The organism is Streptomyces sp. NPDC048392, from assembly GCF_043200575.1.
In the GTDB taxonomy this organism is placed as follows: domain Bacteria; phylum Actinomycetota; class Actinomycetes; order Streptomycetales; family Streptomycetaceae; genus Streptomyces.
In genome coordinates this window covers 1-18,334 of the sequence record NZ_JBICYB010000066.1, presented here as the reverse complement: position 1 = coordinate 18,334, position 18,334 = coordinate 1, and the positions used below count along the sequence as shown (strand labels likewise).

Genomic DNA, 18,334 nt, shown 5'->3' with positions numbered 1-18,334 from the left:
TCGGTGACCATCAATCGATCACTCGGGAAGGTACGCCCTCCGCATTCCGCGAGGCACCCCTCCCGAGGCCGATCCACAAGTCCTGAGCATTGCTCAGCCGGAGCCGTCGGCGAGCTTGCCTGTGCGCTTGGCCATTCCGTTCCAGCAGCCGACGATCTTCGCGGCGTCGTCGAGGTTGAGCTCGTTGTTGTCGTCGGCGAGCTGCTGCTGGAGGGATTCGGCGACCTTGCCCTCGTCGATGGTGAGGATGAGGACCTTGTAGTCGGTCAGTAGGCCCTGCTCGACGGCCTTGCCGAAGCCGAGGCGGTGGAATTCCGGGCCGTAGAGGTCCTCGTCGTCCATGGAGCACAGGACGGTCTCGGTGTTCTTCGCGTCCGTCTTGGCCTCTTCGCTGAAGAGGCGTGGGGTGGCCGTCATGTACAGGCGGCGGGCGGAGCGGATGTAGCCGTTGTCGTGGATCTTGACGAAGTTCGACTCGTCGCCGGCGGTGAGGGTGGCGCCGGTGGTGCGGTGCGCTTCGTCGCACAGGATGAGATCGAAATCGGGCAGGCCGGCCTGCTGCGCCTGGGCGATGGTCTCGATGGACTGGTAGGTCGAGAAGACCACGGTCAGTCCGGGCCCAGCCTCCACGCTTGCGACCTGATTGATGAGCTTCGCAGGGCTGGTGGTGGCGGGCAGGGCCAGGTCGTGTGTCGACATGTCCGTGCTGTCGGGGTCAACCTTCTTCTGCTTGCCGACCTTGATGTCGGAGCAGACGGCGAAGCGCCGCATCGGCGTCTCGGTCTCGTAGGACCACTCCCGCAGGGTCTGCGAGAGCAGTGCGATCGAGGGGACCATGAAGAGCACGGTGGTGTGGTCGCCCTCGCCGCGCTTCGCGCGCTCCTGCTGGAGTCGCTCGACGATCTTCAGGCCGGTGAAGGTCTTGCCTGTGCCGCAGGCCATGATCAGTTTGCCGCGCTGGTGGGAGGCGAAGCCTTCGAAGACCGCGTCGATCGCTTCACGCTGATGTGGGCGCGCAGTCTTCTTGCCCCGAAGCCGCAGCTCGACCGGACCCTCAGGAGCGGCGGGAACGTGCCACTCAACCGGGCTTGCCTCGATGTCGGCCAGTCCGATGCGAGTGACTGGAATCTGCTGGTCATCCAGGGCGGACTCGGCGTTCGGACCCCACTTATCCGTCGTCGAGATGATCATTCGGCGGGTGAAGGCGCCCTTGCCCGAGGCCGTGAAGAAGGAGTCGAGGTCGGCCTTCTGGACGGTGTGCTGCGGCTCGTAGAACTTGCACTGGATGGCGCAGTAGCCGCCGGTCTTCCGGTCCTGCGCCACCAGGTCGATACCGACGTCCCGCTTATCGCTCTCCGCGGCGGGCCAGTCGTGGTACATCCATACCTGGGTGAACTGTTCGGACCAGTCCGGGTCTGCCCCCAGGTACTGCACCATGAGCTCCTCGAAGCGGGTCCCTCGATCCCGGTTTACGGTGGTGCCCTCACGGATCGCCCTGAGAACGTCGTGCACCGTCGTCGCAGTCGTGGTCCCGCTCAACGCGATTCGCACCCCATCACAGTCAGTAGCACGCCCGTCCGCGCGCTTCGTCGGTCATACCAGAATCGCCATAACACTACTGGTGAGTCCCGTGCCAAGGCACCGAATCGGCCCGCCCTGGTCAGTGCCGGCTCGTACCCTCATGCGCATCGGTAGGCGGACCGGCGAGGGTGCAATGGATGCGGTCCGCCGCGCCGAAGGAGCGGTACCGCACGGAGGGCGGCCAGCGTGAAGAGAGAAAGCGGCTGCGTCAATCGATGGCCACAGCTTCGCGAAGACGTACATGAGGTACTTCAGCCTGACGAACAGCAGCGATGTCAGTTGTTTGCCTGACAGCTGAGGGATGTGTCCGGTAGATCTGTGCAGGTGAATGACTTCATGTCCAGCGAACCCGCCCCCGCGGACGGCGAGCCCACTTCCTTCCGTGAGAAGGCGAAGAGCTGGGCCGAGAAGCACGAGACAGCTGTCCGCGTCGTCAAAGCGGTGGGCGCAACTGTGGGCGCAGCCGTCGCGATCATGGTCGTCAAGCACGTCATGACGCAGAACGTGACCGAGTACGCCGACGATGACCAGGCCGAGTACGCCGAGGACGACCAGGTCACCGAGGATGACCAGGACGCCAAGGACAAGCGCCACCCCCCTGTCAGACACTCAGTGGCCGAGCACACCAGGACGCTCGCTGACGGGCGCGTCATCCCTATTCCGCCTTACAAGCGCGGCGGCTCCTCGGACGACGAGGGCGAGGACCCCGACGAAGTGGCAGCCTGAGCTTTGAGGACGACTCACCTCCCACCGCGGACTTCACTCTCATGCAGTGCCGACGGAGTACCTGCAGACCGCTTGCACCGCCGCTGAACTGCAGACATGCCCCGACTCGACATAGACCGCCGGAGCCTCTCGTCGACCGTGAAACCGTGGCAGAAGCCGAGCTCCTAAGCGCGGCGCTCAGCGTCTGGGTTCCCTCGTGCCGCCTCCTCGCTTGGCCGAGACGTTCCCCGACGGCGGCGTCGACTTCCTCCGCGTCTGTCCCTTCGACACGGTCCTTGTCATACCGCTCTCCGGCGCAGTCGAGGCGTCCGCGGGCAGATCCGCCATCCGCCGCAGCCGCCAAACCAGCACGTCACTGATCGATTCTGCGGTCTCCAGCTCGCGCCGCTCCACGGCTTCCGCCAGGAGCGCCGCGGGGTCGTGGCCGGCGTCCTCGACGTCGACAGGGTGGCGGCCAGGGCGCATCAGCCGGGCTCGGCGAGGACCTGCCCGGCCAGCTCCGGCACCGCCTGTCGGAGATAGCCGGCCTGCTTGCGCTGGAGGGGCTGGGACAGGCGGCGACCGCGCTGGTGCGTCACGCCGAGGTGCAGCGGCGCGGCGGCCTGGTAGGCGGCACGCAGGTGGTCGGCGGCCTGTCGGGCAGCAGCGGCCTGCTGGGCGTGCTCCTTCTTCCCGTGCCAGTGGGCGGCGGCACTGACCAGGAAGAACGCCATGTCGATGAGCATGGCGATGGTGGCACCGTCCTCACCGCGGCCGAGGGCGGGACCGCCGTAGACGAGATCGCGGGCAGCCTGACGCAGGGCACGGTCGTGGCCTCGCTCGGCCTGGACGTGGGAGCGGGTCGCCCGCTCGAACGCCCAGGCGGCATCTCGCAGTTCACGGCGGGTGTGCGCGGCCGATGTCTTGGCGAGCGCGTCGAGGACCTCGCCGGCTGCGGCGAGGTGCGCGGCGATCTGTCCGTCGTCGCCCTGGTCGAGGATCAGCACGGCTTGCCAGACTGCTGTCGTCGCCTGCCGCCGGGCGGCCGACGGGCTGATACGGGGCGAGCTGGAGGAGCGGTCCTTGGCGGTGTCGCTGTGGTAACCGGAGGTGTTGGCGGCCCACCGCTTGCGGATGGGGGCAGGGAGAGGTCGGGCGCGAGGGTGGAGCCGGAATAGTAGATCGGCTCCTGGTCCTCGTTGCGGTCGTCCGGCAACGCGACCTTGTACGTGAGCAGGTCGCCGGAGGGCGCGGTGCGCTGGCGGATCAGGAGGCCGGAGGCGGCCAGGCGATCGAAGAACTCCTCCTCGCTGGCGACTCCGGCTGCGGCGCGGCGCACGGTCTCGCGCAGCTCCTCGCGTGGGGTGCGTTCCTTGCCCTGGTGGTTCGCCTTGTGGCGTTCGGCGCTGGTGGGGCGCTTGGCGGCGGTTCCGTCACCGACGTTCAACCGGCGTAGCCCGTAGTCGATTTCGACCTTTCGGGCTTCGGTCTGGGAGCGGGCGCCGTCCTGGCGGGTGCGGGCCTGGCGGCCGTCCTCGCGTACGACGGTGGCGACGATGTGGATGTGATCGTCGGCGTGGCGGACGGCCGCCCAGCGGCAGGCGGCTTCGTCGCCTTCGGGGGCGATGCCGGTGGCGGCGACCATGCGGCGGGCGATGTCGGCCCACTGCTCGTCGGTGAGGATCGGATCCTCGGGCGCGGCGCGTACGGACAGATGCCATACGTACTCGTCGGGGCTGGCGCTTTCGGGCAGCGCCATGACGGGCTGGTCGAGCAGGCGCTGCAGGTCGCCGTACGTTGTCTTCGGATCGCGGGGGTCGGGGGCCTGGCTGTCCCAGGCGGCGACGAGGTGCGGGGCGATGTGCTCCTCGGCCTTGCCGGGACCGTACAGATAGGCCACCAGGCCACGGGTGTCATCGCCCATGTCGTGGACTTTGGGGATCATGCAGCCGGGCGCTCGCTGTCCAGGTACTGCTGGGTGAAGGCGTCCACCCGTCGAGCGGCACGGTTTACGGCGGAGAGGACCGCCTCGGCGTGCGGGGCGTCACCGCCTGAATTGAGCGTCCGGGCAACCTGGTTGACGTTGTTGCCGATCTGCCCAAGGTGGCGCCGCAGGCTGAACAGCTCTGCGAGCATTTCGCGTTCGCCGGCGATCTCGGCTGCCGTGCGCGTCAGGTCGCGCGCGGCGCTGAGGGCTGCGTGGGCGAGGAAACCGGACGGCGTCATGGCGCACGCAGCTGCGGCGTCGAGGACAGACTGCTTCTCGTCGTCGTTGAAGCGGCTGGTGATCAGGTGCTTGCGCTTGCTCGACTTGGTCTTCGGCGTGCGGTTACGCGCGGGCGGCTGGCTCGACGGCGCGCTCGCGTGGTAGCTGCAGTGTGGGTTGTGGCACGGGTGGGTGGCTGTCTGCTCCTCCTGGGGATGTCGGCCGCCCCCGGTCGCATCCCCTCGGTCCGGCGCCCCCCGGCGCTGGACCGCCTCCGCCACCCCCGGGGCGGAGGACGCGAGAGTAGTACTCCCAACGGGAGTACTACTCTCGCACCAACTTGCCCCACGAGTTCAGCCACCTGCTGCTCGGCCATCACGAGGTGCGGCGAGGGGCCCAGGAGGGCCTCCTTGGACGTCGGCAGGTGGATGCGAGGAGGTACCCGATGAGCCAGTCAAAGAGACCGCGACGCCGAAGGTGACCGCGGAGGCGGTGCAAGTTTTGCAGCGCCGGGTGACGGGATTTGCCGCGACCGGTGCAACCAGCCTCGCGCCTACCACGTACGGCCTCGCGCGCTGGGCAGCGTCGCGATCCTCAACACGCGTCGGCTGCAGTTGAGTTGGGTACGGTCCGACCGGCGGTCCGGGTCGTTCGGCGGCGGAGGCGAATCATGAAGAGTGCGCACGTGGGGCTCGCGGCGTTCGAGACCAGAGCGGGCGAGGCCGCCCGGACCCTGCTTCACAACCAGGGATACGACGGCGGGTGGGGCCTCACCCTGACCTCGGTCTCGTCGATCGTCAACACCAGCGAGGTACTGCCGATACTGCGGGCCGCTGGCATCGCCGGACAGCCGGTTCGCCAGGGGCTCGACTTCCTCACCGGCGCCATCCCGGAGCACTCGCGGCCCCGACCCAAAGGCGGTCGTGGTGAGCACACCCGGTTCATCGCCTTCGGCCTGGCCGGACTCCTGTCCCACCCGCGTTTCTTCCACCACACCGGCGTCGCGGAGACCGCGGTCTGGTGCGTTGGCTGGCTGGAGGACCACAAGGTCGACCACGGCTGGTCCGAAGTCCTCGGACTCGACGACACCTCGCTGCACCAGACCGCCCTGGTGGTGCACCGGCTCGCCGAGCTCAGAGACGCCCTCCACGACTTCGGCCCCGGACTCCTCTTACCCGGCGGGGTCGAGACCACCAGCTTGCTGGAGCGCGTCGAACCGCTGATCGACCACGGAGTGCGCGGCCTGCTCTACCACCGGCGCCCCAGTGGGGCTTGGGGGTGGCGTACATACATCGACACCGACCCGAGCCCGAGTAAGACCGCGCTGTGCCTGCTCGCGCTGTCGGCCGTCTGTGCCGGAACCGGGCTCGGCGGCGAACCCGCCTACCGGGACGTCCCGCGGGAGGCGGGCGGGGTGCACGGCCCGGTGCAGCGGAAGCGGCTGTCCAACGTGGTCGTCGAGGCCGGCCAGTGGCTGCTGCACAACCACCACCGGTGGGAGGAGTTCGTCGAGGACGACAAGGACGTGCAGGGCACGGCCTGGGAGCACATGGCATACGCGCTGTGTACCCAGGCCGCCATCCGGGCCGGCGCGAGCCCGCGCGATCCCCGACTCGCCAAGGCGTGGAAGCTGATGAACGACCTGTGGGACCCGGAGGCCGGGCTGTGGAACGAGCCGGGTGCCTCGGGGAAGCGCGCCACCATCCGGGCCGCGTACTACACGGTGTCGGCCTACGAGGAAGCGATGCAGCGTCTGGCCCGGATGAACCTGGCCGACACCGCATTCGATGACGCGAGCGAGGCGTCGGCCAAGATGGTCATCGTCCATGTCGCCCTCGGTCCGGGCCGGTCCGTCCTCCTCGGGGCACGCGACAGCGAAGGAAGCGTGGCGTGTGAGCTGTCGGAGCGCCTGTTCGACGTGGTGAAGGTCGTGTACGACGCCCCCGAGGCTGAGCTGTCGACTGAGCGGATCGCGGCGAAGCTCTACGTCGCCCCGTCCTCGGTGCCCAAGTACGTTCAGCGCCTCAATCAGGCCGTCTCCGCGGCCTTCGGCGGTGCCCCGGCTCGGCTGCTGCTGGCCAGCACAGTGGACGGGGCCAGCGGGTATCGCCTCGCAGGACGGTAGGCGCCTGCCTACGACGTGGCGCGCTCCCCGGCCAGCGGGTAGTTCAGCAGGGCGAACCGCGCCAGGGAACGGACCTGGTCGAAGGTCTTGAGAGTGTCGAGGTCCTCCAGGCCGAACCAGGCGGCCCCGTGCACCTCTTCGAGCTGCGCCTCCACGGCCTGTTCCCGGGTGCCCGGCTGCCGCTGGACGTAGAAGAACTGGACCAGCGCCGGCGTCGGAAAGCCTTCGCGCTCGATGTCCACATAGAACGGCACGGGTTCAGGAGTGGCGTTGTGGTCGGCCGGGTGGATGGCCGGCTGGCTGGAGATCGCCTCCACCAGCAGCCCCGTCTCCTCCTTGAACTCGCGCACCGCCGTGCCCGCGAAGGACTCCCCGGGCTCGATGTGACCGCCCGGCGGGACCCATTTGTCGAAGCGGTTGTGGTGCACGAGCAGAACCTTGCCCCGCTCGACGAGGTAGCCAGAGCAGCAGTACACCAGACCGATATCGCGGGCGGTCTGGCCGTCGTGGATCAGAATCGAGCGAGGCACCCCGCCACGATAGCCCACGGCGAAGCACTCGAACTCCCGTGCAGGGGGAGCTACTTCAGCGCAGTGTCAGCGCCCCGCCGATGACATGTCATCGGCAATGACAGCGCGATGTCATCGCGTACACGTCATCGCGGGACGGATCGTGGTTGCATCCCGCTCCGCAGCACCACCGCGGGCCGGCGTTGCCCTCTGTCCGTTGAGGAGAGGACCCTGATGCGCTCTCGCCCGTCCCCGTGGCGTGCCCGGTACCAGCAGCGGTTCGCGGGCCCGCAGACCGTGGTGGTCCAGCCCACGACCTGGTGCAATCTGGACTGCCGGTATTGCTACCTACCCTTTCGCAAGCTCAAGTACCAGATGCCCCTGGAAGTGGCCGAGGCCCTGGCGCGGGCAGTGGCCCAGTTCGACGACAGCGGTCATCCGATCGGCATCGTCTGGCACGGCGGGGAGCCGCTCGCCGTCGGCCAGCAGAAGTTCGCAGCCCTGCTCGCGCCGTTCGAGGCCCTGCGGCGGGCGGGCCGAGTCCACCACTATGTGCAGACCAACGCGACGCTGATCACCAAGACCTGGTGTGACCTGCTGGCGGCTTACGACGTCCGCGTCGGTGTGAGCATCGACGGCCCGGCCTTCTTGAACGCCGAGCGCGTCGATCTGCGAGGCAAGCCCGCCTTCGACCGGATCCTGCGCGGCATTTCGCAGCTGCGCGAGCACGGCATCCCGTTCTCCGTCATCTCGGTGGTCGGCACCCTGGGCATCGCGATGCCGGAGGAGCTGCTGGAGTTCCTAACCTCCCTGGGCGGCCATTCGTTGGGCTTCAACATTGAGGAGATCGAAGGGGTCAACACCGACCGGAAGCCGCCTACCGCCGTCCAGGCCGAGGATTTCTGGCGCCGCACCCTCACCTGGGCCCGCGAGCATCCTGGCGCCCCGGCGGTCCGGGAAGCTGAACGGCTCGCCGAGTACCTGAAACTGATCCGTTCCGGCCAGAGAGCTGAGTGGGACGGCCGCCGCCTCGACCCGATTCCCACCGTCTCCTGGAAGGGCGACGTGGTCCTGCTCTCCCCGGAACTCTCGGACACGGCGGCGCCCGAGTACGGCGACTTCGTAGCTGGCAACATCCTCGACCGCCCTCTGCCCGAGATTCTCCGTGTTGCTCACCGGCTGCGCTACGTGCGCGACTTTCTCACCGGCCTGGACCGATGCCAGGCCGAATGCGAGTTCTTCGACTTCTGCCGCGGCGCCCAGGCCGCCAACCGCTACTTCGAGAACGGCGACCTCACGACCACCGAGACCAACTACTGCCGGGTCTCCCGGCAGGCCCTGGTCACGGCCCTGTCCACGCTCGCAACCAAGGAGGCTGTTGCATGAAGATCCTGGACCGACTCGCCACATCCGACACCCCCGTCGTGATGGAGTTGATAGCCACGCACGACGCCCCGCCCCCGGTGATCGTTGAAGGCGCGTGGGACAACCGACCCACGTGGGACAACTGGGCGAAGAACCCGGCCCCCTTCGACAACCGCCCGACCTGGGACAACTGGAACAAGAAGAAGTGAGCCGTCCCGCTGCTGGCACGCCCCTGGGCGTGCCAGCAGCGCCGGCGACCGAGCCACCGCGCTGAAAGGCTGTTGATGGACACCCGCACGATCCGCCGTACGAGCGTCACGCTCCCCGCCCTGAACGAGCCGGGCCTCTACCTCTCCAACGTCACCTCGCTGGAGGGCGGCCGTGGCCGTGTGGCGGAGTTCCACTACGCCGACGCCGACCTGCGGGACCTCGACCTGGCCGACACCCACCTGATGGACGGGCAGATCACCGGCCTCAAGGCCCAGCGCACCCACCTGGAGAAGCTCCGCGTCGACTCCGTGGAGTTCACCGGCTGCGACCTGGCCTCCCTGCAGTGGACCGACAGCAAGATCTCCCGAGCCGTCTTCCGCGACTGCAAGCTCATGGGCGCCGCATTCGAAGACGTAACGCTCGACAACGTCCTGTTCGAGAACTGCAAGATCGACTACAGCACCCTCACCCGCGTCCGGGCCACCGGCCCCCTGATCTTCGCGAAGTGCTCGCTGCGCGAGACCACCTTCGCCGCCGCTGACCTCGGCGCCGCCCTGATCGACGACTGCGATCTACGGCTGACCGAGTTCGACGGAGGGAAATACCGCGGCCTGGACCTCCGGGGCAACGACCTCTCCCAGCTTCGCGGCCTGACCTCGCTCAAGCAGGTCGTCATCGACCACGCCCAGACACTCCAGCTGGCCGAGGCCCTCACCGCCGAGCTGGACGTCACCTTCGGTGAAGACCTCGACGACAAGTAGCCCCGCACCTGCCCTCGGGAGGCACGGCCATGGGCCCGCGACTCGTATTCGACACGTACGACGACATACGCGGCCGGTGCGACACCGCACCGGTCCGGCAGACCGGCAGCGAGCCCGGCTACGACCACGGCGCCGTCGTCCCCAGCGACGATTGGGTACCCCTCACAGCCGACGAGGCCGAGCGGCACCAGGCCGATGACTCGACGCCCGACAGCATCCGCATCGAGCTCGTACGCCGACCGCTGCCGCCGCTCGACCCGGAGAACCTGTCCGGCCGGTTCGAAATCGCCGCCCGCCTCGACCCCCTCAACGGCCGCTGGCCCACCACCCTCCTGGGGTGCGCGTCCAGCCCCGGCAACTGGATCACCACCACAGAGGACTCCACCACCGGCCGACGTATCGGCCTGCACGTCGACAACTTCGACCGGCTGCCGTACCCCAGACGCCACCAGGGCCGCCGCCGACTCTGCCTCAACCTCGGCCCCGGCCCGCGCTACCTACTCGTCGGCAACCGCGACATCCGACAGATCTGCTGCATACTCCACGCCAACCCGGACCGGCACCACCCCCACACCGGGGACATCCGCAGGTACGTCGCTGCAGGGCACCCACTGCGCTGCATGCGCATCCGTCTCGACCCGGGCGATGGCTACATCGCCCCGACTGAGTTTCTTGCGCACGACGGCTCGACTGCCGGAATCGAACAGCCTTCCGTTGCTGCCTTCTGGCTCGGCCGGTCACCGAACCCGTTATGACCGATCAGCCATCAAGACAAGTTCAGAGCGCCGCCCCGGCGTGAAGGAGTGGGGAGCGGGTCAGCCGCGGCGGCCGAGGACGACCTGGAAGGAGGCGTGCTCGATCAGACCGCTGGCGTCGGCGTGCTCGTCGAGCAGGACGCGGGCGCGGCGCTCGAAGTCCTCAGCCTGCTCCCCGAACAGCGGCCGGGCAGCGAAGCTGGTCGAGTACAGGTAGCCGATCACCGTCTCGGTGGTCCACTCCCGTTCGACGGCGATGGTGTGCTCTTCGACCTGGTCGAACGGGGACTCGGCGAGGATTTCACGGTACGGCCGCTCGTGCGCCGCGTACTTCTTGCCCACCCCGGCCCGCCGCTCCGTGCCCAGGTACTCCTGGATCAGGGCCCGCAGGGCGTCGGTCCACGCAGTGCGCGCGGTCCACAGGCTGCCGTCACCCATGACCGCGACGGTGGCGTCTGGCGCGGTCATGCCCTCCAGGCGAGACAGCACCACGTCCTGCTTCATCCAGTGAAATGCGCGGCAGACCGTGACGAGATCGGCCCGGTAGGCGGCGGGTGGGGTGAACAGCTCAGCCGAGGTGTTGTGCAGGCGGACGGTGACCGGCAGTCCTGCGAGGGCCTTGTCGGCCTCGCCGAGCATGTCTGCGTCCTGCTCGACGACGTCGATCTCCGTCGTCGTCGAGGCCAGGGCCAAGGGGACCTGCCCGGTGCCGGACCCGAGGTCGAGCAGGGCCCGGTCCTCTTGGCCGGCCACCCGTCGCGCGAGGAGTTCGACGGCTGCCCTCGGGATGCCGGGCCGATAGGCGGCGTAGAACGAGGCGGTGGTGTCGAACTGGTTCACGAGGGAGCGCTCCTAGTGGAAGAGATTGACGGGAGGACGGCTGCTCGATGTGCCGGACCGCGGGGGCGCGGGCCGGCATGACGGTGACCCGGCCAGGGTGCTCGGCCAGCAGCCGGAAGGCTTCGGCCGACGGTGGACGTGAGGTTATCCACAGGGTTTGGGCACCGGCGGCGAGGGCGCCGTGCACGTCGTAGTCGAGGCTGTCGCCGACCTGCAGCACCCCCGCGGAGGTGCTGCAGCAGTTCGCACAGCAGCCGGGTCGGGCCCGGCGAACTCGAGCTGCCACGACGGGCTATGAACCCGAAGGTGGGGTGAGAGAAGGGTGGCGACGTCTGTCTCCTGCTCGTCCCTGCTGACTGTCGCTTCGATGCGCTGGGCATTCTCACTGGGTGTCGGTCAGCCGCCTCACAACGTGCCGAAAAATGGCTGCTCAGGGCCCGATCTTGCGGACGCCGGAACGAGAAGGCGCTCCGACGCTGAAGCGAGACTCAGCAGCCAAGGCGGCAGAGGAAGACGTCTATCGACAAGTCGACCAGATGGCCCTCGCCTGCTGGGGATGGGAAGTGCCAGAGAACCCCGCACCGCGCGATCCCGTCAGCACGTTCGCACCCGGGGAAGTCTCGGAAGGCACCCTGGAAAGGCTCCCCGCCGTACTGAATGATCCGGACGTCGCAGGACTCGCCGTGATCGAGGAGTGGCAGGCAGGAAAGTGCGCAATCTGCTCCTCGGAAGATCGCCTCGTAATCGTTCGAGGGCTCCTATGCCGTAGTTGCAACACAGCCGAAGCCTTTCGGACGGTCGGGCCCTACAGGAGGTATCGAGAACGTCCGCCGGCCGCGATCCTTGGGGTGAAGGCGCGCTACTGGGGCCCGTTGACAGGTGACTACATTCAGCCGATCCCAGACCGCGCCCCGAACCGACGTGACAATCCGTGGCTCAAGCTCGCCCGGCGAGAGAAGGAAGAGGCGCAATGAGCGACGATCCAGCAGCCGAGCATGAGCCGAAGGACTGGATGGAGATCTGGTACGAGACCGGCGAGATCACCTGGCAGAAGCCGCTCTCGCCCGAGGCGAACGCCCGGATTCTAAGGCTGTACGACGACCTGATGCGCGAGCAGAGCGAAGAGCCCGGTAGCGACTGACCATCGTGGCACACTGATTCCGGCGCCCGCCTCGCATCCCCCGTCGAGGCGGGCGCCGTTGTACTGGGGCGCCTGTCAGTCCGCTGCTGTACGGTCTTATGTAGGCGCGGGGCCTCTCGCGGTCGGGGGTTCGACCGCATCGAGTCTGGGAGGACTCGTGATCGTGGGCCGCGTCAACGCCGCCAAGTTCATCGCCCGCCTGCTGCCGGAGCCGCACGAGACGGACCTCGGCGGCGAACCCGCCCATCACCTGCTGGCCACAGCGCATGCCGACATCTGCTGCCCACCGTCCGGTCACCGCATCGGTTGGTCGGACTGCTACGCCAGCGCCGACATGCTGCCGCTCAGCCACAAAGCTGACCTCTTCCTGGAGCCCGACGGCGTGCCCCGACCGCTGCCGGACCACCTGGCCGGAGAGGACCGGGAACGTGCGCAGGAGGCCGGCCGGAAGGCTGCCTGGATTCGCCGGGAAGCTCATCGCCGCGGTCTCCGCTGAGGTTGTGGGTCTGCCAGAACCACAACGTCGGCTCGTTTGGGTTCTGGCATTCTGGTGATGGCCACGCTCGTCTGCTTGCGGGAAACCGGGACGCCCGAGATCGTGTCGGTTCATAGCCGGGCGGGCCGCAAGCGCTGACGCGCCGTGCACGCGGTGCTCAGTGGTCGTGGTTTCGGTGCTGCCACCGTGGCGCGACGGCCAGCTCCGAGCGCCCAACCATTCTCTCTTCGGTCGGGCGCGCGCACATGATGCGGGTGATCTATCGAACGCACGTGTGTGTGCGCCGTACCGACTGTCCCTTTGGTGAGGGCCGTAATGTCGTTGTTGTGCTTGACGGAACGGGGCCGCGACCATCATTCAGTGCAGCGCTGCCTACTGCGGCGCGGACGCACTGCCTCTTCAAGTGGTCACCGGTTCCGCCGGGCCGTGCCTGTTCAGCCCTTCGCCGTCGGCAGCTCTCCGGGACCGACGGGCACCTCGTCGATGTCGCTGGCGCCGGCTTTCTCCAGCTCTTTCCGTCGCCGGTCGGCGGATACGCGGTCGTAGGCGACGGCGGAGGCGCGCGGCGTGCCGTCGGGGTCGGTCCAGGTGAAGCTGTAGCTCTGCATCGTGGTGGGCATGCCCGCATCATGCCTGGTGGCACTGACAGTGGCGTCGAACGTGGCAGCGCCCGCTCCTTCCGCCAGAGGCGGACGCCGTGGTGCTGTGGCTGGCTGTCTCAGCCCTCGTGGATGTGGGCGAGGGTGCCGTCGTGCTGCTCGTAGTGGGAGAGGGCGAGGCCGAGGCCGAAGAAGGTGGGGGCCCATTCGCCGACGAAGAGGCCCCACCGGTCGGCGCGGTCGACGTTGACGCCAGGCTCCATCTTCAGGCTGGTGGCCCAGGCGGCGACGGTGAGGCCGATGGAGGCGAAGGCGGCGAGGTAGGCGTGCTCGCTCTTGACGCCCATGCCGTGCAGCTTCTTGACGATCATTGGGTGGCTCCGTTCCTGTGGGGGATCCACGGGACGGAGTGCCCCCGGCCTGTGCCCTCATTCGACTGTTCTGTGACGGTATGCGTCTGGCTGTGCGGGTGTGCCGCTCGTAGGCTGGCCTTGCTCGGGGTTGTCTCGGAGGTCCGTCATGCCCCGCACCATCTGGTCCGGCGCCATCAGCTTCGGCCTGGTCACCGTCCCTATCCACGTCGTGTCGGCGACCGAGGACCACTCGATCCACTTCCACCGGGTGCACCTGGAGGACATGGCCCGTGTACGAACCCGGAAGGTGTGCGAGCTGGAGGACCGCGAGGTCGCCACCTCGGAGATCGGCAAGGGCTACGAGATCTCCCGCGACAACGTCATCCCCATCAGCAATGAGGAACTGCGGGACCTGCCCCTGCCTACGGCCAAGTCCATCGAGATCGTCGCGTTCATGCCGTGGGAGGCGATCGACCCGCTCCGGATCGGCGACGGCTACTACCTGGCGCCGGACGGCCAGGTCGCGGCGAAGCCCTACAAGCTGCTCGGCCAGGCCCTCGAGCGGTCCTCGCGGGTCGCGGTCGCCCGGTACGCGTGGTCCGGCCGGGAACGGCTCGGCCTGCTGAGGGTGCGCGACGAGGCGATCGTTCTGCATGCGATGCGCTGGCCCGACGAGATCCGCGACCCCTCCACGCTGCTGCCGCCCCCGGTGGAGCTCACTGACGAGGAGATCGACGGTGCGCTCGCCCTCATGGACACTATGACCCGCGACGACCTCGACGCCCCAGAGTTCCGCGACACGTACACCGAGGCTGTGGCGGAGTTGATCGAGGCGAAGCGCGAGCACCGTCAGCCCCCGGCCGCGCCGGAGCCGGCCGCCGAGTCCGGCCAGCTCGTCGACCTCATGGCCGCCCTCCAGCAGTCCGTGTCGAAGGCCAAGCAGTCCCGCGGCGAGGACACCGGCGAGCACGCGGAAGTCCACGAGATGCCGAAGAAGCGTGCCGCGAAGAAGGCGCCAGCCAAGAAGACCGCGGCGAAGAAGACGGCACGGAAGCCGCGCAAGTCGGCCTAGTCGACGAAGCCGAGCGCACTGTCGGGCCGGCATACGCCGCACGGCTTCACGCCTTCCGCTATGGCCCGCCGGGTTTCGTCGAGGCTGATGCCGCGGGTGCGCTTGCCGCGGTTCCAGCAGTCGCCCTGGTGGACCTGGACGGGTGGGCTGTCGCGGTTGAGGCTGGTCTCGAGCAGCCAGTCGGGTGGCTGGGGGCGGTCTTGGACGGCGCGCTGCTGCTCTGCTTCCCGCTGCTCTGCCAGTCTGATGGCGGCCCGCACCTCGTCGAGGGTGAGGGCGAGCCACGTCTCCAGGGTGCGGAGTCGCGGCAGGTCGGGCGGCAGATCGGTCACTCCTTCAGCTTGCACCGAAAATCGAACACGTGCTCCCATCGGGGTATGGGCAGATACCGCGTCGACTACCTCACCCCACGGCAGGAGGAGATCCTCCGCGTCATCCGCCAGGTCATCACCGACGACGGTATCGCCCCGACCGTCGCCGAGATCGCCGAACAGGTCGGCATGCGTTCCTGGTCCTCCGTCCACTACCAGCTGCGCGAACTGGAGACGAAGGGTGCCATTCACCGCGAGCCATACCAGCCGCGCGGAATCCGGCTCGCATGATGACGCCCATGAGGCTCACATGACCGTCGGCCGCTACGGGGTGACTGTCACCACCGACGACCGGCTGCTGCTCCAGGGCTGGTGGAGCGACGAGACCGTGGCCCGCCGCAAGTTCGCGTCGTGGATCGGCGAGCACGGCAGCCGGGCCGGTGCCCGCGTCACCCTCACGGATGAGGAGACCGGCGAGACGCCGACGGAGTGGCCCACGCCTCCGTGACCGTCTGCCATCCTGGCGGCATGAGGACTGAACGCCCCTGGAGCTGGGTTCTAGATGCGGCGCCGTCGGAGGAAGAGTGCCAGGCTGCGGGCGAGTACGCCTTGGAGCATGGCATCCGTGTGACAGTGGCTGGCGATAGCGGTTGCGTATACCGGTTTCCAACAGGACCCTGGCGGGGCCGCGGTCGAGCAGGTCCTGCTCCAGAGCGGCGAGGATCCGGCGCCCGAGTCCCAGCCCGCGGGCGGACGGCAGCACGTACATCCGCTTGATCTCAGCGGCCGAGGTGTTGAGGGTGCGCCAGCCCCCGCAGGCCAGTGCCGGCCCGTCCCCGAGCCGGGCAACGAGGAACTGGCCGTCGGGAGCGTCGAAATCCGCGTCCTCGGTGGCTTCGGGGTCGTCGGCGGTGCCGTAGGTGGCCAACTGCTCCTGGTGGAGGGCTTGGACGAGGACGCGAGCGTCAGAGCTGCCGTAGGGGACGGCGGTGAGCGTCCACTCCCTGGCGGACTGGCACGGCGAGGTCATGGTGTCGATGGTGCCGTGCCGAGGGCGTCCAGCGCAGTACTATGTCCGACCCTGTTCAGTTGCCGGCCGACGGCGGTGCGGACTTGGGCGAGGAGGCTGCGGCAACCGCAGGGTCAGGGCGGCGTGGCCCTGAGCGGCGCCGAGAAGCGCTGAAGGACAGGAAGGCGGTCTCAGAAAGCGGTGTGGATGTCGCTTCGCGGATCCCCGGTTACCCGGTGGTCGTCGTAGAGCCCGTTCTGTGCCGAACGGCGCCAGGGTCGGGCGTAGCGGAGGGCCACGTCGATGTCCGGGTCGGTCGAGTCGAGGTTGATGTCTGAGACCGCCAGAGCGGGTTGCCTGTCGGCGGGGCACTGCGCTAGCCACCGGCCGCCGGGTGCCACGATTCCGGACGGCACCGTGGTGCTGAACTGGGCCGGGATGGAGTAGCCGAGCCAGTAGCTGTAGAGAGTTCCGTAGGCTTGGGCGACCTGGGCCCGCGGCGCGTCGTCGACCATTACGGAGAGGAGGACGCAGTCGACGTCCAGGCGTTCGTACTCGGCGAAGAGCGGCGGGAAGTTCGCCTCGACGCATAGTGCGCAGCCGATGCGGATGCCGTCCACTTCGAAGACCACAGGCTCGCGCCCCGGGGTGTACAGGTAGGACACCTCGGTGTGCGACAGGAAGCGCTTGTCGTAGCGCGCGACTAGCTCGCCGTGGTCGGAGACGATGAAGAGGCTGTTGTGAGGCCGGTTCGGTGGTGTGAGCGGGTGGATCGACCCGAACGCCGTCCACAGCCGTAGTTCTCCCGCCAGCGCGGCGATTGACTCGGCCTCTTCGCGCAGTACGTCCCAGGCGGCACGTCTCCAGTCGGCCTGGGCCAACTCGCCGTCGGGGCCGGCCGCCATCACGTGCTTGCTGGGGTAGGTGATCGCTCCCTCGGGGAACTGCACCAGGCGCGCGCCTGCGTCGGCGGCCTCAGCCATCAGGGCCCGGATCTCCTGCCCGGCTGCTCGCAGCGCGCCTCGGTCGGTGGGATCCTCCGGCACAGTGCTCTGCGCGACAGCCAGCCGCAATGTCCTCGCCATGGCGCGGACGCTACGGCATCCCAGCCCCTGTGGCTTGAAGCTCGGGTGGGCCCGGCCGGATCCGCGTGGTTCCTGTCCGGTTCGCCGGCCGTGACCGGCGGGCTGGATCGCCGATCATGGTGAGGGCTGGCCCGCGTTCGTCCTGTCGCGCAGCCGCTGAAAGACCGCCTGGTAGGGGCCCGCTCCCTCTTCGCAGTGCCGGAACGCACGCCCGTCAGGTCTGCTCCGGGCTGCTCTCGCTCAGGAACTCGCGGGCGCCGCGGAGCCGGGTGCGCAGCTTCTGCTGGGTGGCGCGGTTGTCGAGTCGTACGTCGAGCCCGCCGGGCAGTCCCGTGTCCGAGCGGCGTGCGGAGGGCAGCCGGGCGGGGTCGAGCCCGTCGCGGCGCGCGATGAGCTCGCCCAGCTCGTAGCGGCTCAGGGCGTCTGGGCCGGCCAGGTGGAACACGCCGGCGGCGTCGGACCCGGTGATCTCCCACAGGGCGGCGGCGAGGTCCTCCACGTGTACGGGGCAGCGGATGTCGTCGGTGTACAAGGCGCCCTGCCGGGTGCCGGCGGCCAGCGCGTGCACCAACCGCTCGTGTTCGGAGCGGCCGTTGCCGATGATTAGTGAGGTGCGGGCGACGGCTGCGTGGGGGCACAGGAAGCGGACGGCGGTCTCGGCGGCCGCCTTCGCGGCCCCGTACGGGGTGAGCGGATCCGGAAGGCAGGACTCGTCGTACCAGTCGCGGCCTGTGCCGGAGAAGACGGCGTCGCTGGAGACGTGCACCAAGCGGATGCTGCGCTTGGCCGCAGCTTGGGCGAGGCGGATCCCGCCTTCGGCGGTGACCTCCCAGTCCGCGCCGCCGCTCGTCGCGTTGATCACCGCGGCCGGAGCCACTGTGTCGAGGACCTCCTCCAGGCGGGCGGGGTCACGAAGGTCGAGGTGATGCCATGCCGCTCCGTCGCCGCTGCCGGGGCGGGAGTGGAAGGTGGCAGCCGGGCGACGACCCGCGGACACAGCCTGGCGTACCAACTCGGCACCCAGGAAACCACTGCCTCCGATGATCAGCACAGTCATGCCGCCTCACGTTACGGGCGACGAGTGCCGCCCCGCACTGCTTCGGCGGAACCCTCTAACTGAGGTTCCCCCGAGATGCGGGGAGAGGTGACAGGAGGTCAGATGGGGCTCATGAGAGGAGCTCTGACGATGCCTGCCCCGAGGAAGTACCCGC

20 protein-coding genes and 2 pseudogenes are annotated in these 18,334 nt (G+C 68.6%); 11 read left to right on the top strand and 11 right to left on the bottom strand.

Translation table 11 applies throughout. The annotated features are described in order from the left end of the window. Positions 1–93: 93 nt before the first annotated feature. Positions 94–1,437, bottom strand: a complete 1,344-nt coding sequence (locus tag ACGFYH_RS36045) for a DEAD/DEAH box helicase family protein (protein ID WP_393807395.1) — start codon at positions 1,435–1,437, stop codon at positions 94–96. Between the two features lie 480 nt (positions 1,438–1,917). Between ACGFYH_RS36045 and ACGFYH_RS36040 the strand changes: the two genes are divergently transcribed. Beyond that, complete coding sequence (locus ACGFYH_RS36040; RefSeq protein ID WP_393807394.1) at positions 1,918–2,307, top strand: hypothetical protein; 390 nt, start codon at positions 1,918–1,920, stop codon at positions 2,305–2,307. A 177-nt stretch (positions 2,308–2,484) separates the two neighbouring features. Here the strand turns inward: ACGFYH_RS36040 and ACGFYH_RS36035 are convergent. Together ACGFYH_RS36035 and ACGFYH_RS36030 are read right to left on the bottom strand one after the other, a co-directional pair. After that, positions 2,485–4,231, bottom strand: a pseudogene (locus ACGFYH_RS36035) (relaxase/mobilization nuclease domain-containing protein). Next, positions 4,228–4,773 carry a plasmid mobilization protein gene (locus ACGFYH_RS36030; RefSeq protein WP_393807393.1) on the bottom strand — a complete coding sequence of 182 codons (546 nt, stop codon included), beginning with the start codon at positions 4,771–4,773 and terminating at the stop codon, positions 4,228–4,230. Before ACGFYH_RS36030 ends, ACGFYH_RS36035 begins: the two are co-directional and overlap by 4 nt. 389 nt (positions 4,774–5,162) lie before the next feature. Between ACGFYH_RS36030 and ACGFYH_RS36025 the strand changes: the two genes are divergently transcribed. Next, complete coding sequence (locus tag ACGFYH_RS36025; RefSeq protein WP_393807392.1) at positions 5,163–6,617, top strand: hypothetical protein; 1,455 nt, start codon at positions 5,163–5,165, stop codon at positions 6,615–6,617. An 8-nt stretch (positions 6,618–6,625) separates the two neighbouring features. Here ACGFYH_RS36025 and ACGFYH_RS36020 read toward each other — a convergent pair whose 3' ends face one another. Then, the gene (locus ACGFYH_RS36020; RefSeq protein WP_383840479.1) at positions 6,626–7,147 is read right to left on the bottom strand and encodes an NUDIX hydrolase; all 522 of its coding nucleotides are present in this window, start codon (positions 7,145–7,147) and stop codon (positions 6,626–6,628) included. 213 nt (positions 7,148–7,360) lie between these two features. Between ACGFYH_RS36020 and amcB the strand changes: the two genes are divergently transcribed. The 4 genes from amcB (at position 7,361) to ACGFYH_RS36000 (ending at position 10,217) form a co-directional block, all read left to right on the top strand. After that, entirely contained in the window at positions 7,361–8,512 is a 1,152-nt protein-coding gene (gene amcB / locus ACGFYH_RS36015) for a cyclophane-forming radical SAM peptide maturase AmcB (protein ID WP_393807391.1), read from the top strand. Beyond that, complete coding sequence (gene amcA / locus ACGFYH_RS36010; protein ID WP_356660954.1) at positions 8,509–8,700, top strand: multiple cyclophane-containing RiPP AmcA; 192 nt, start codon at positions 8,509–8,511, stop codon at positions 8,698–8,700. The genes amcB and amcA overlap by 4 nt, the downstream gene beginning before the upstream one ends. A 75-nt stretch (positions 8,701–8,775) precedes the next feature. Beyond that, a complete protein-coding gene (locus tag ACGFYH_RS36005; RefSeq protein ID WP_393807390.1) occupies positions 8,776–9,462 on the top strand; it encodes a pentapeptide repeat-containing protein in 687 nt (228 codons plus the stop codon). Positions 9,463–9,491: 29 nt separating this feature from the next. After that, positions 9,492–10,217 (top strand): hypothetical protein, encoded by a 726-nt coding sequence (locus ACGFYH_RS36000; RefSeq protein WP_393807389.1) that lies wholly within the window; start codon positions 9,492–9,494, stop codon positions 10,215–10,217. Positions 10,218–10,277: 60 nt separating this feature from the next. Here the strand turns inward: ACGFYH_RS36000 and ACGFYH_RS35995 are convergent, their stop codons facing one another. Continuing rightward, positions 10,278–11,057 (bottom strand): class I SAM-dependent methyltransferase, encoded by a 780-nt coding sequence (locus ACGFYH_RS35995; RefSeq protein WP_393807388.1) that lies wholly within the window; start codon positions 11,055–11,057, stop codon positions 10,278–10,280. A gap of 970 nt (positions 11,058–12,027) precedes the next feature. Here ACGFYH_RS35995 and ACGFYH_RS35990 point away from each other — a divergent pair. Then, complete coding sequence (locus tag ACGFYH_RS35990; RefSeq protein ID WP_393807387.1) at positions 12,028–12,198, top strand: hypothetical protein; 171 nt, start codon at positions 12,028–12,030, stop codon at positions 12,196–12,198. A 157-nt stretch (positions 12,199–12,355) separates the two neighbouring features. Further along, positions 12,356–12,694, top strand: coding sequence for a hypothetical protein (locus ACGFYH_RS35985; protein WP_393807386.1), 339 nt, complete (start codon positions 12,356–12,358; stop codon positions 12,692–12,694). Positions 12,695–13,128: 434 nt separating this feature from the next. On the opposite strand, the gene ACGFYH_RS35980 is transcribed toward ACGFYH_RS35985, so the two are convergent. Further along, entirely contained in the window at positions 13,129–13,314 is a 186-nt protein-coding gene (locus tag ACGFYH_RS35980) for a hypothetical protein (RefSeq protein ID WP_393807385.1), read from the bottom strand. Between the two features lie 98 nt (positions 13,315–13,412). Then, on the bottom strand, positions 13,413–13,664 hold the full coding sequence (locus ACGFYH_RS35975) for a hypothetical protein (RefSeq protein ID WP_393807384.1): 252 nt from the start codon (positions 13,662–13,664) through the stop codon (positions 13,413–13,415). A gap of 148 nt (positions 13,665–13,812) precedes the next feature. On the opposite strand from ACGFYH_RS35975, the gene ACGFYH_RS35970 reads away from it, so the two are divergent. Continuing rightward, a complete protein-coding gene (locus tag ACGFYH_RS35970; protein ID WP_393807383.1) occupies positions 13,813–14,718 on the top strand; it encodes a Ku protein in 906 nt (301 codons plus the stop codon). On the opposite strand, the gene ACGFYH_RS35965 is transcribed toward ACGFYH_RS35970, so the two are convergent. Beyond that, positions 14,715–15,050 (bottom strand): DUF6233 domain-containing protein, encoded by a 336-nt coding sequence (locus tag ACGFYH_RS35965; RefSeq protein WP_393807382.1) that lies wholly within the window; start codon positions 15,048–15,050, stop codon positions 14,715–14,717. The two genes, ACGFYH_RS35970 and ACGFYH_RS35965, sit on opposite strands and share 4 nt — an antisense overlap. A 45-nt stretch (positions 15,051–15,095) precedes the next feature. On the opposite strand from ACGFYH_RS35965, the gene ACGFYH_RS35960 reads away from it, so the two are divergent. Both ACGFYH_RS35960 and ACGFYH_RS35955 read left to right on the top strand, forming a co-directional pair. Beyond that, positions 15,096–15,320, top strand: a complete 225-nt coding sequence (locus tag ACGFYH_RS35960) for a hypothetical protein (protein WP_393807381.1) — start codon at positions 15,096–15,098, stop codon at positions 15,318–15,320. Positions 15,321–15,339: 19 nt separating this feature from the next. Further along, the gene (locus ACGFYH_RS35955) at positions 15,340–15,537 is read left to right on the top strand and encodes a hypothetical protein (protein WP_393807396.1); all 198 of its coding nucleotides are present in this window, start codon (positions 15,340–15,342) and stop codon (positions 15,535–15,537) included. A 147-nt stretch (positions 15,538–15,684) separates the two neighbouring features. Here ACGFYH_RS35955 and ACGFYH_RS35950 read toward each other — a convergent pair. The 3 genes and pseudogenes from ACGFYH_RS35950 to ACGFYH_RS35940 form a co-directional block, all read right to left on the bottom strand. Beyond that, a pseudogene (locus tag ACGFYH_RS35950) lies at positions 15,685–16,059 on the bottom strand (GNAT family N-acetyltransferase); the annotation flags it as partial. Positions 16,060–16,229: 170 nt separating this feature from the next. After that, positions 16,230–17,123 (bottom strand): carbon-nitrogen hydrolase family protein, encoded by an 894-nt coding sequence (locus tag ACGFYH_RS35945; protein WP_393807380.1) that lies wholly within the window; start codon positions 17,121–17,123, stop codon positions 16,230–16,232. Between the two features lie 214 nt (positions 17,124–17,337). Further along, entirely contained in the window at positions 17,338–18,180 is an 843-nt protein-coding gene (locus ACGFYH_RS35940; RefSeq protein ID WP_393807379.1) for an SDR family oxidoreductase, read from the bottom strand. Positions 18,181–18,334 lie beyond the last annotated feature (154 nt).

Bases quoted from the DNA above. Each gene is read 5' to 3' on its own strand.
- ACGFYH_RS35975 (WP_393807384.1), bottom strand. From the start codon at position 13,664: ATGATCGTCAAGAAGCTGCACGGCATGGGCGTCAAGAGCGAGCACGCC.
- ACGFYH_RS36040 (WP_393807394.1), top strand. From the start codon at position 1,918: ATGTCCAGCGAACCCGCCCCCGCGGACGGCGAGCCCACTTCCTTCCGT.
- amcB (WP_393807391.1), top strand. From the start codon at position 7,361: ATGCGCTCTCGCCCGTCCCCGTGGCGTGCCCGGTACCAGCAGCGGTTC.
- ACGFYH_RS35960 (WP_393807381.1), top strand. From the start codon at position 15,096: ATGGGCAGATACCGCGTCGACTACCTCACCCCACGGCAGGAGGAGATC.
- ACGFYH_RS36000 (WP_393807389.1), top strand. From the start codon at position 9,492: ATGGGCCCGCGACTCGTATTCGACACGTACGACGACATACGCGGCCGG.
- ACGFYH_RS35980 (WP_393807385.1), bottom strand. From the start codon at position 13,314: ATGCCCACCACGATGCAGAGCTACAGCTTCACCTGGACCGACCCCGAC.
- ACGFYH_RS35955 (WP_393807396.1), top strand. From the start codon at position 15,340: ATGACCGTCGGCCGCTACGGGGTGACTGTCACCACCGACGACCGGCTG.
- ACGFYH_RS35970 (WP_393807383.1), top strand. From the start codon at position 13,813: ATGCCCCGCACCATCTGGTCCGGCGCCATCAGCTTCGGCCTGGTCACC.
- ACGFYH_RS35940 (WP_393807379.1), bottom strand. From the start codon at position 18,180: ATGACTGTGCTGATCATCGGAGGCAGTGGTTTCCTGGGTGCCGAGTTG.
- ACGFYH_RS35990 (WP_393807387.1), top strand. From the start codon at position 12,028: ATGAGCGACGATCCAGCAGCCGAGCATGAGCCGAAGGACTGGATGGAG.
- ACGFYH_RS36045 (WP_393807395.1), bottom strand. From the start codon at position 1,437: ATGGTGCAGTACCTGGGGGCAGACCCGGACTGGTCCGAACAGTTCACC.
- amcA (WP_356660954.1), top strand. From the start codon at position 8,509: ATGAAGATCCTGGACCGACTCGCCACATCCGACACCCCCGTCGTGATG.
- ACGFYH_RS36005 (WP_393807390.1), top strand. From the start codon at position 8,776: ATGGACACCCGCACGATCCGCCGTACGAGCGTCACGCTCCCCGCCCTG.
- ACGFYH_RS35945 (WP_393807380.1), bottom strand. From the start codon at position 17,123: ATGGCGAGGACATTGCGGCTGGCTGTCGCGCAGAGCACTGTGCCGGAG.
- ACGFYH_RS36025 (WP_393807392.1), top strand. From the start codon at position 5,163: ATGAAGAGTGCGCACGTGGGGCTCGCGGCGTTCGAGACCAGAGCGGGC.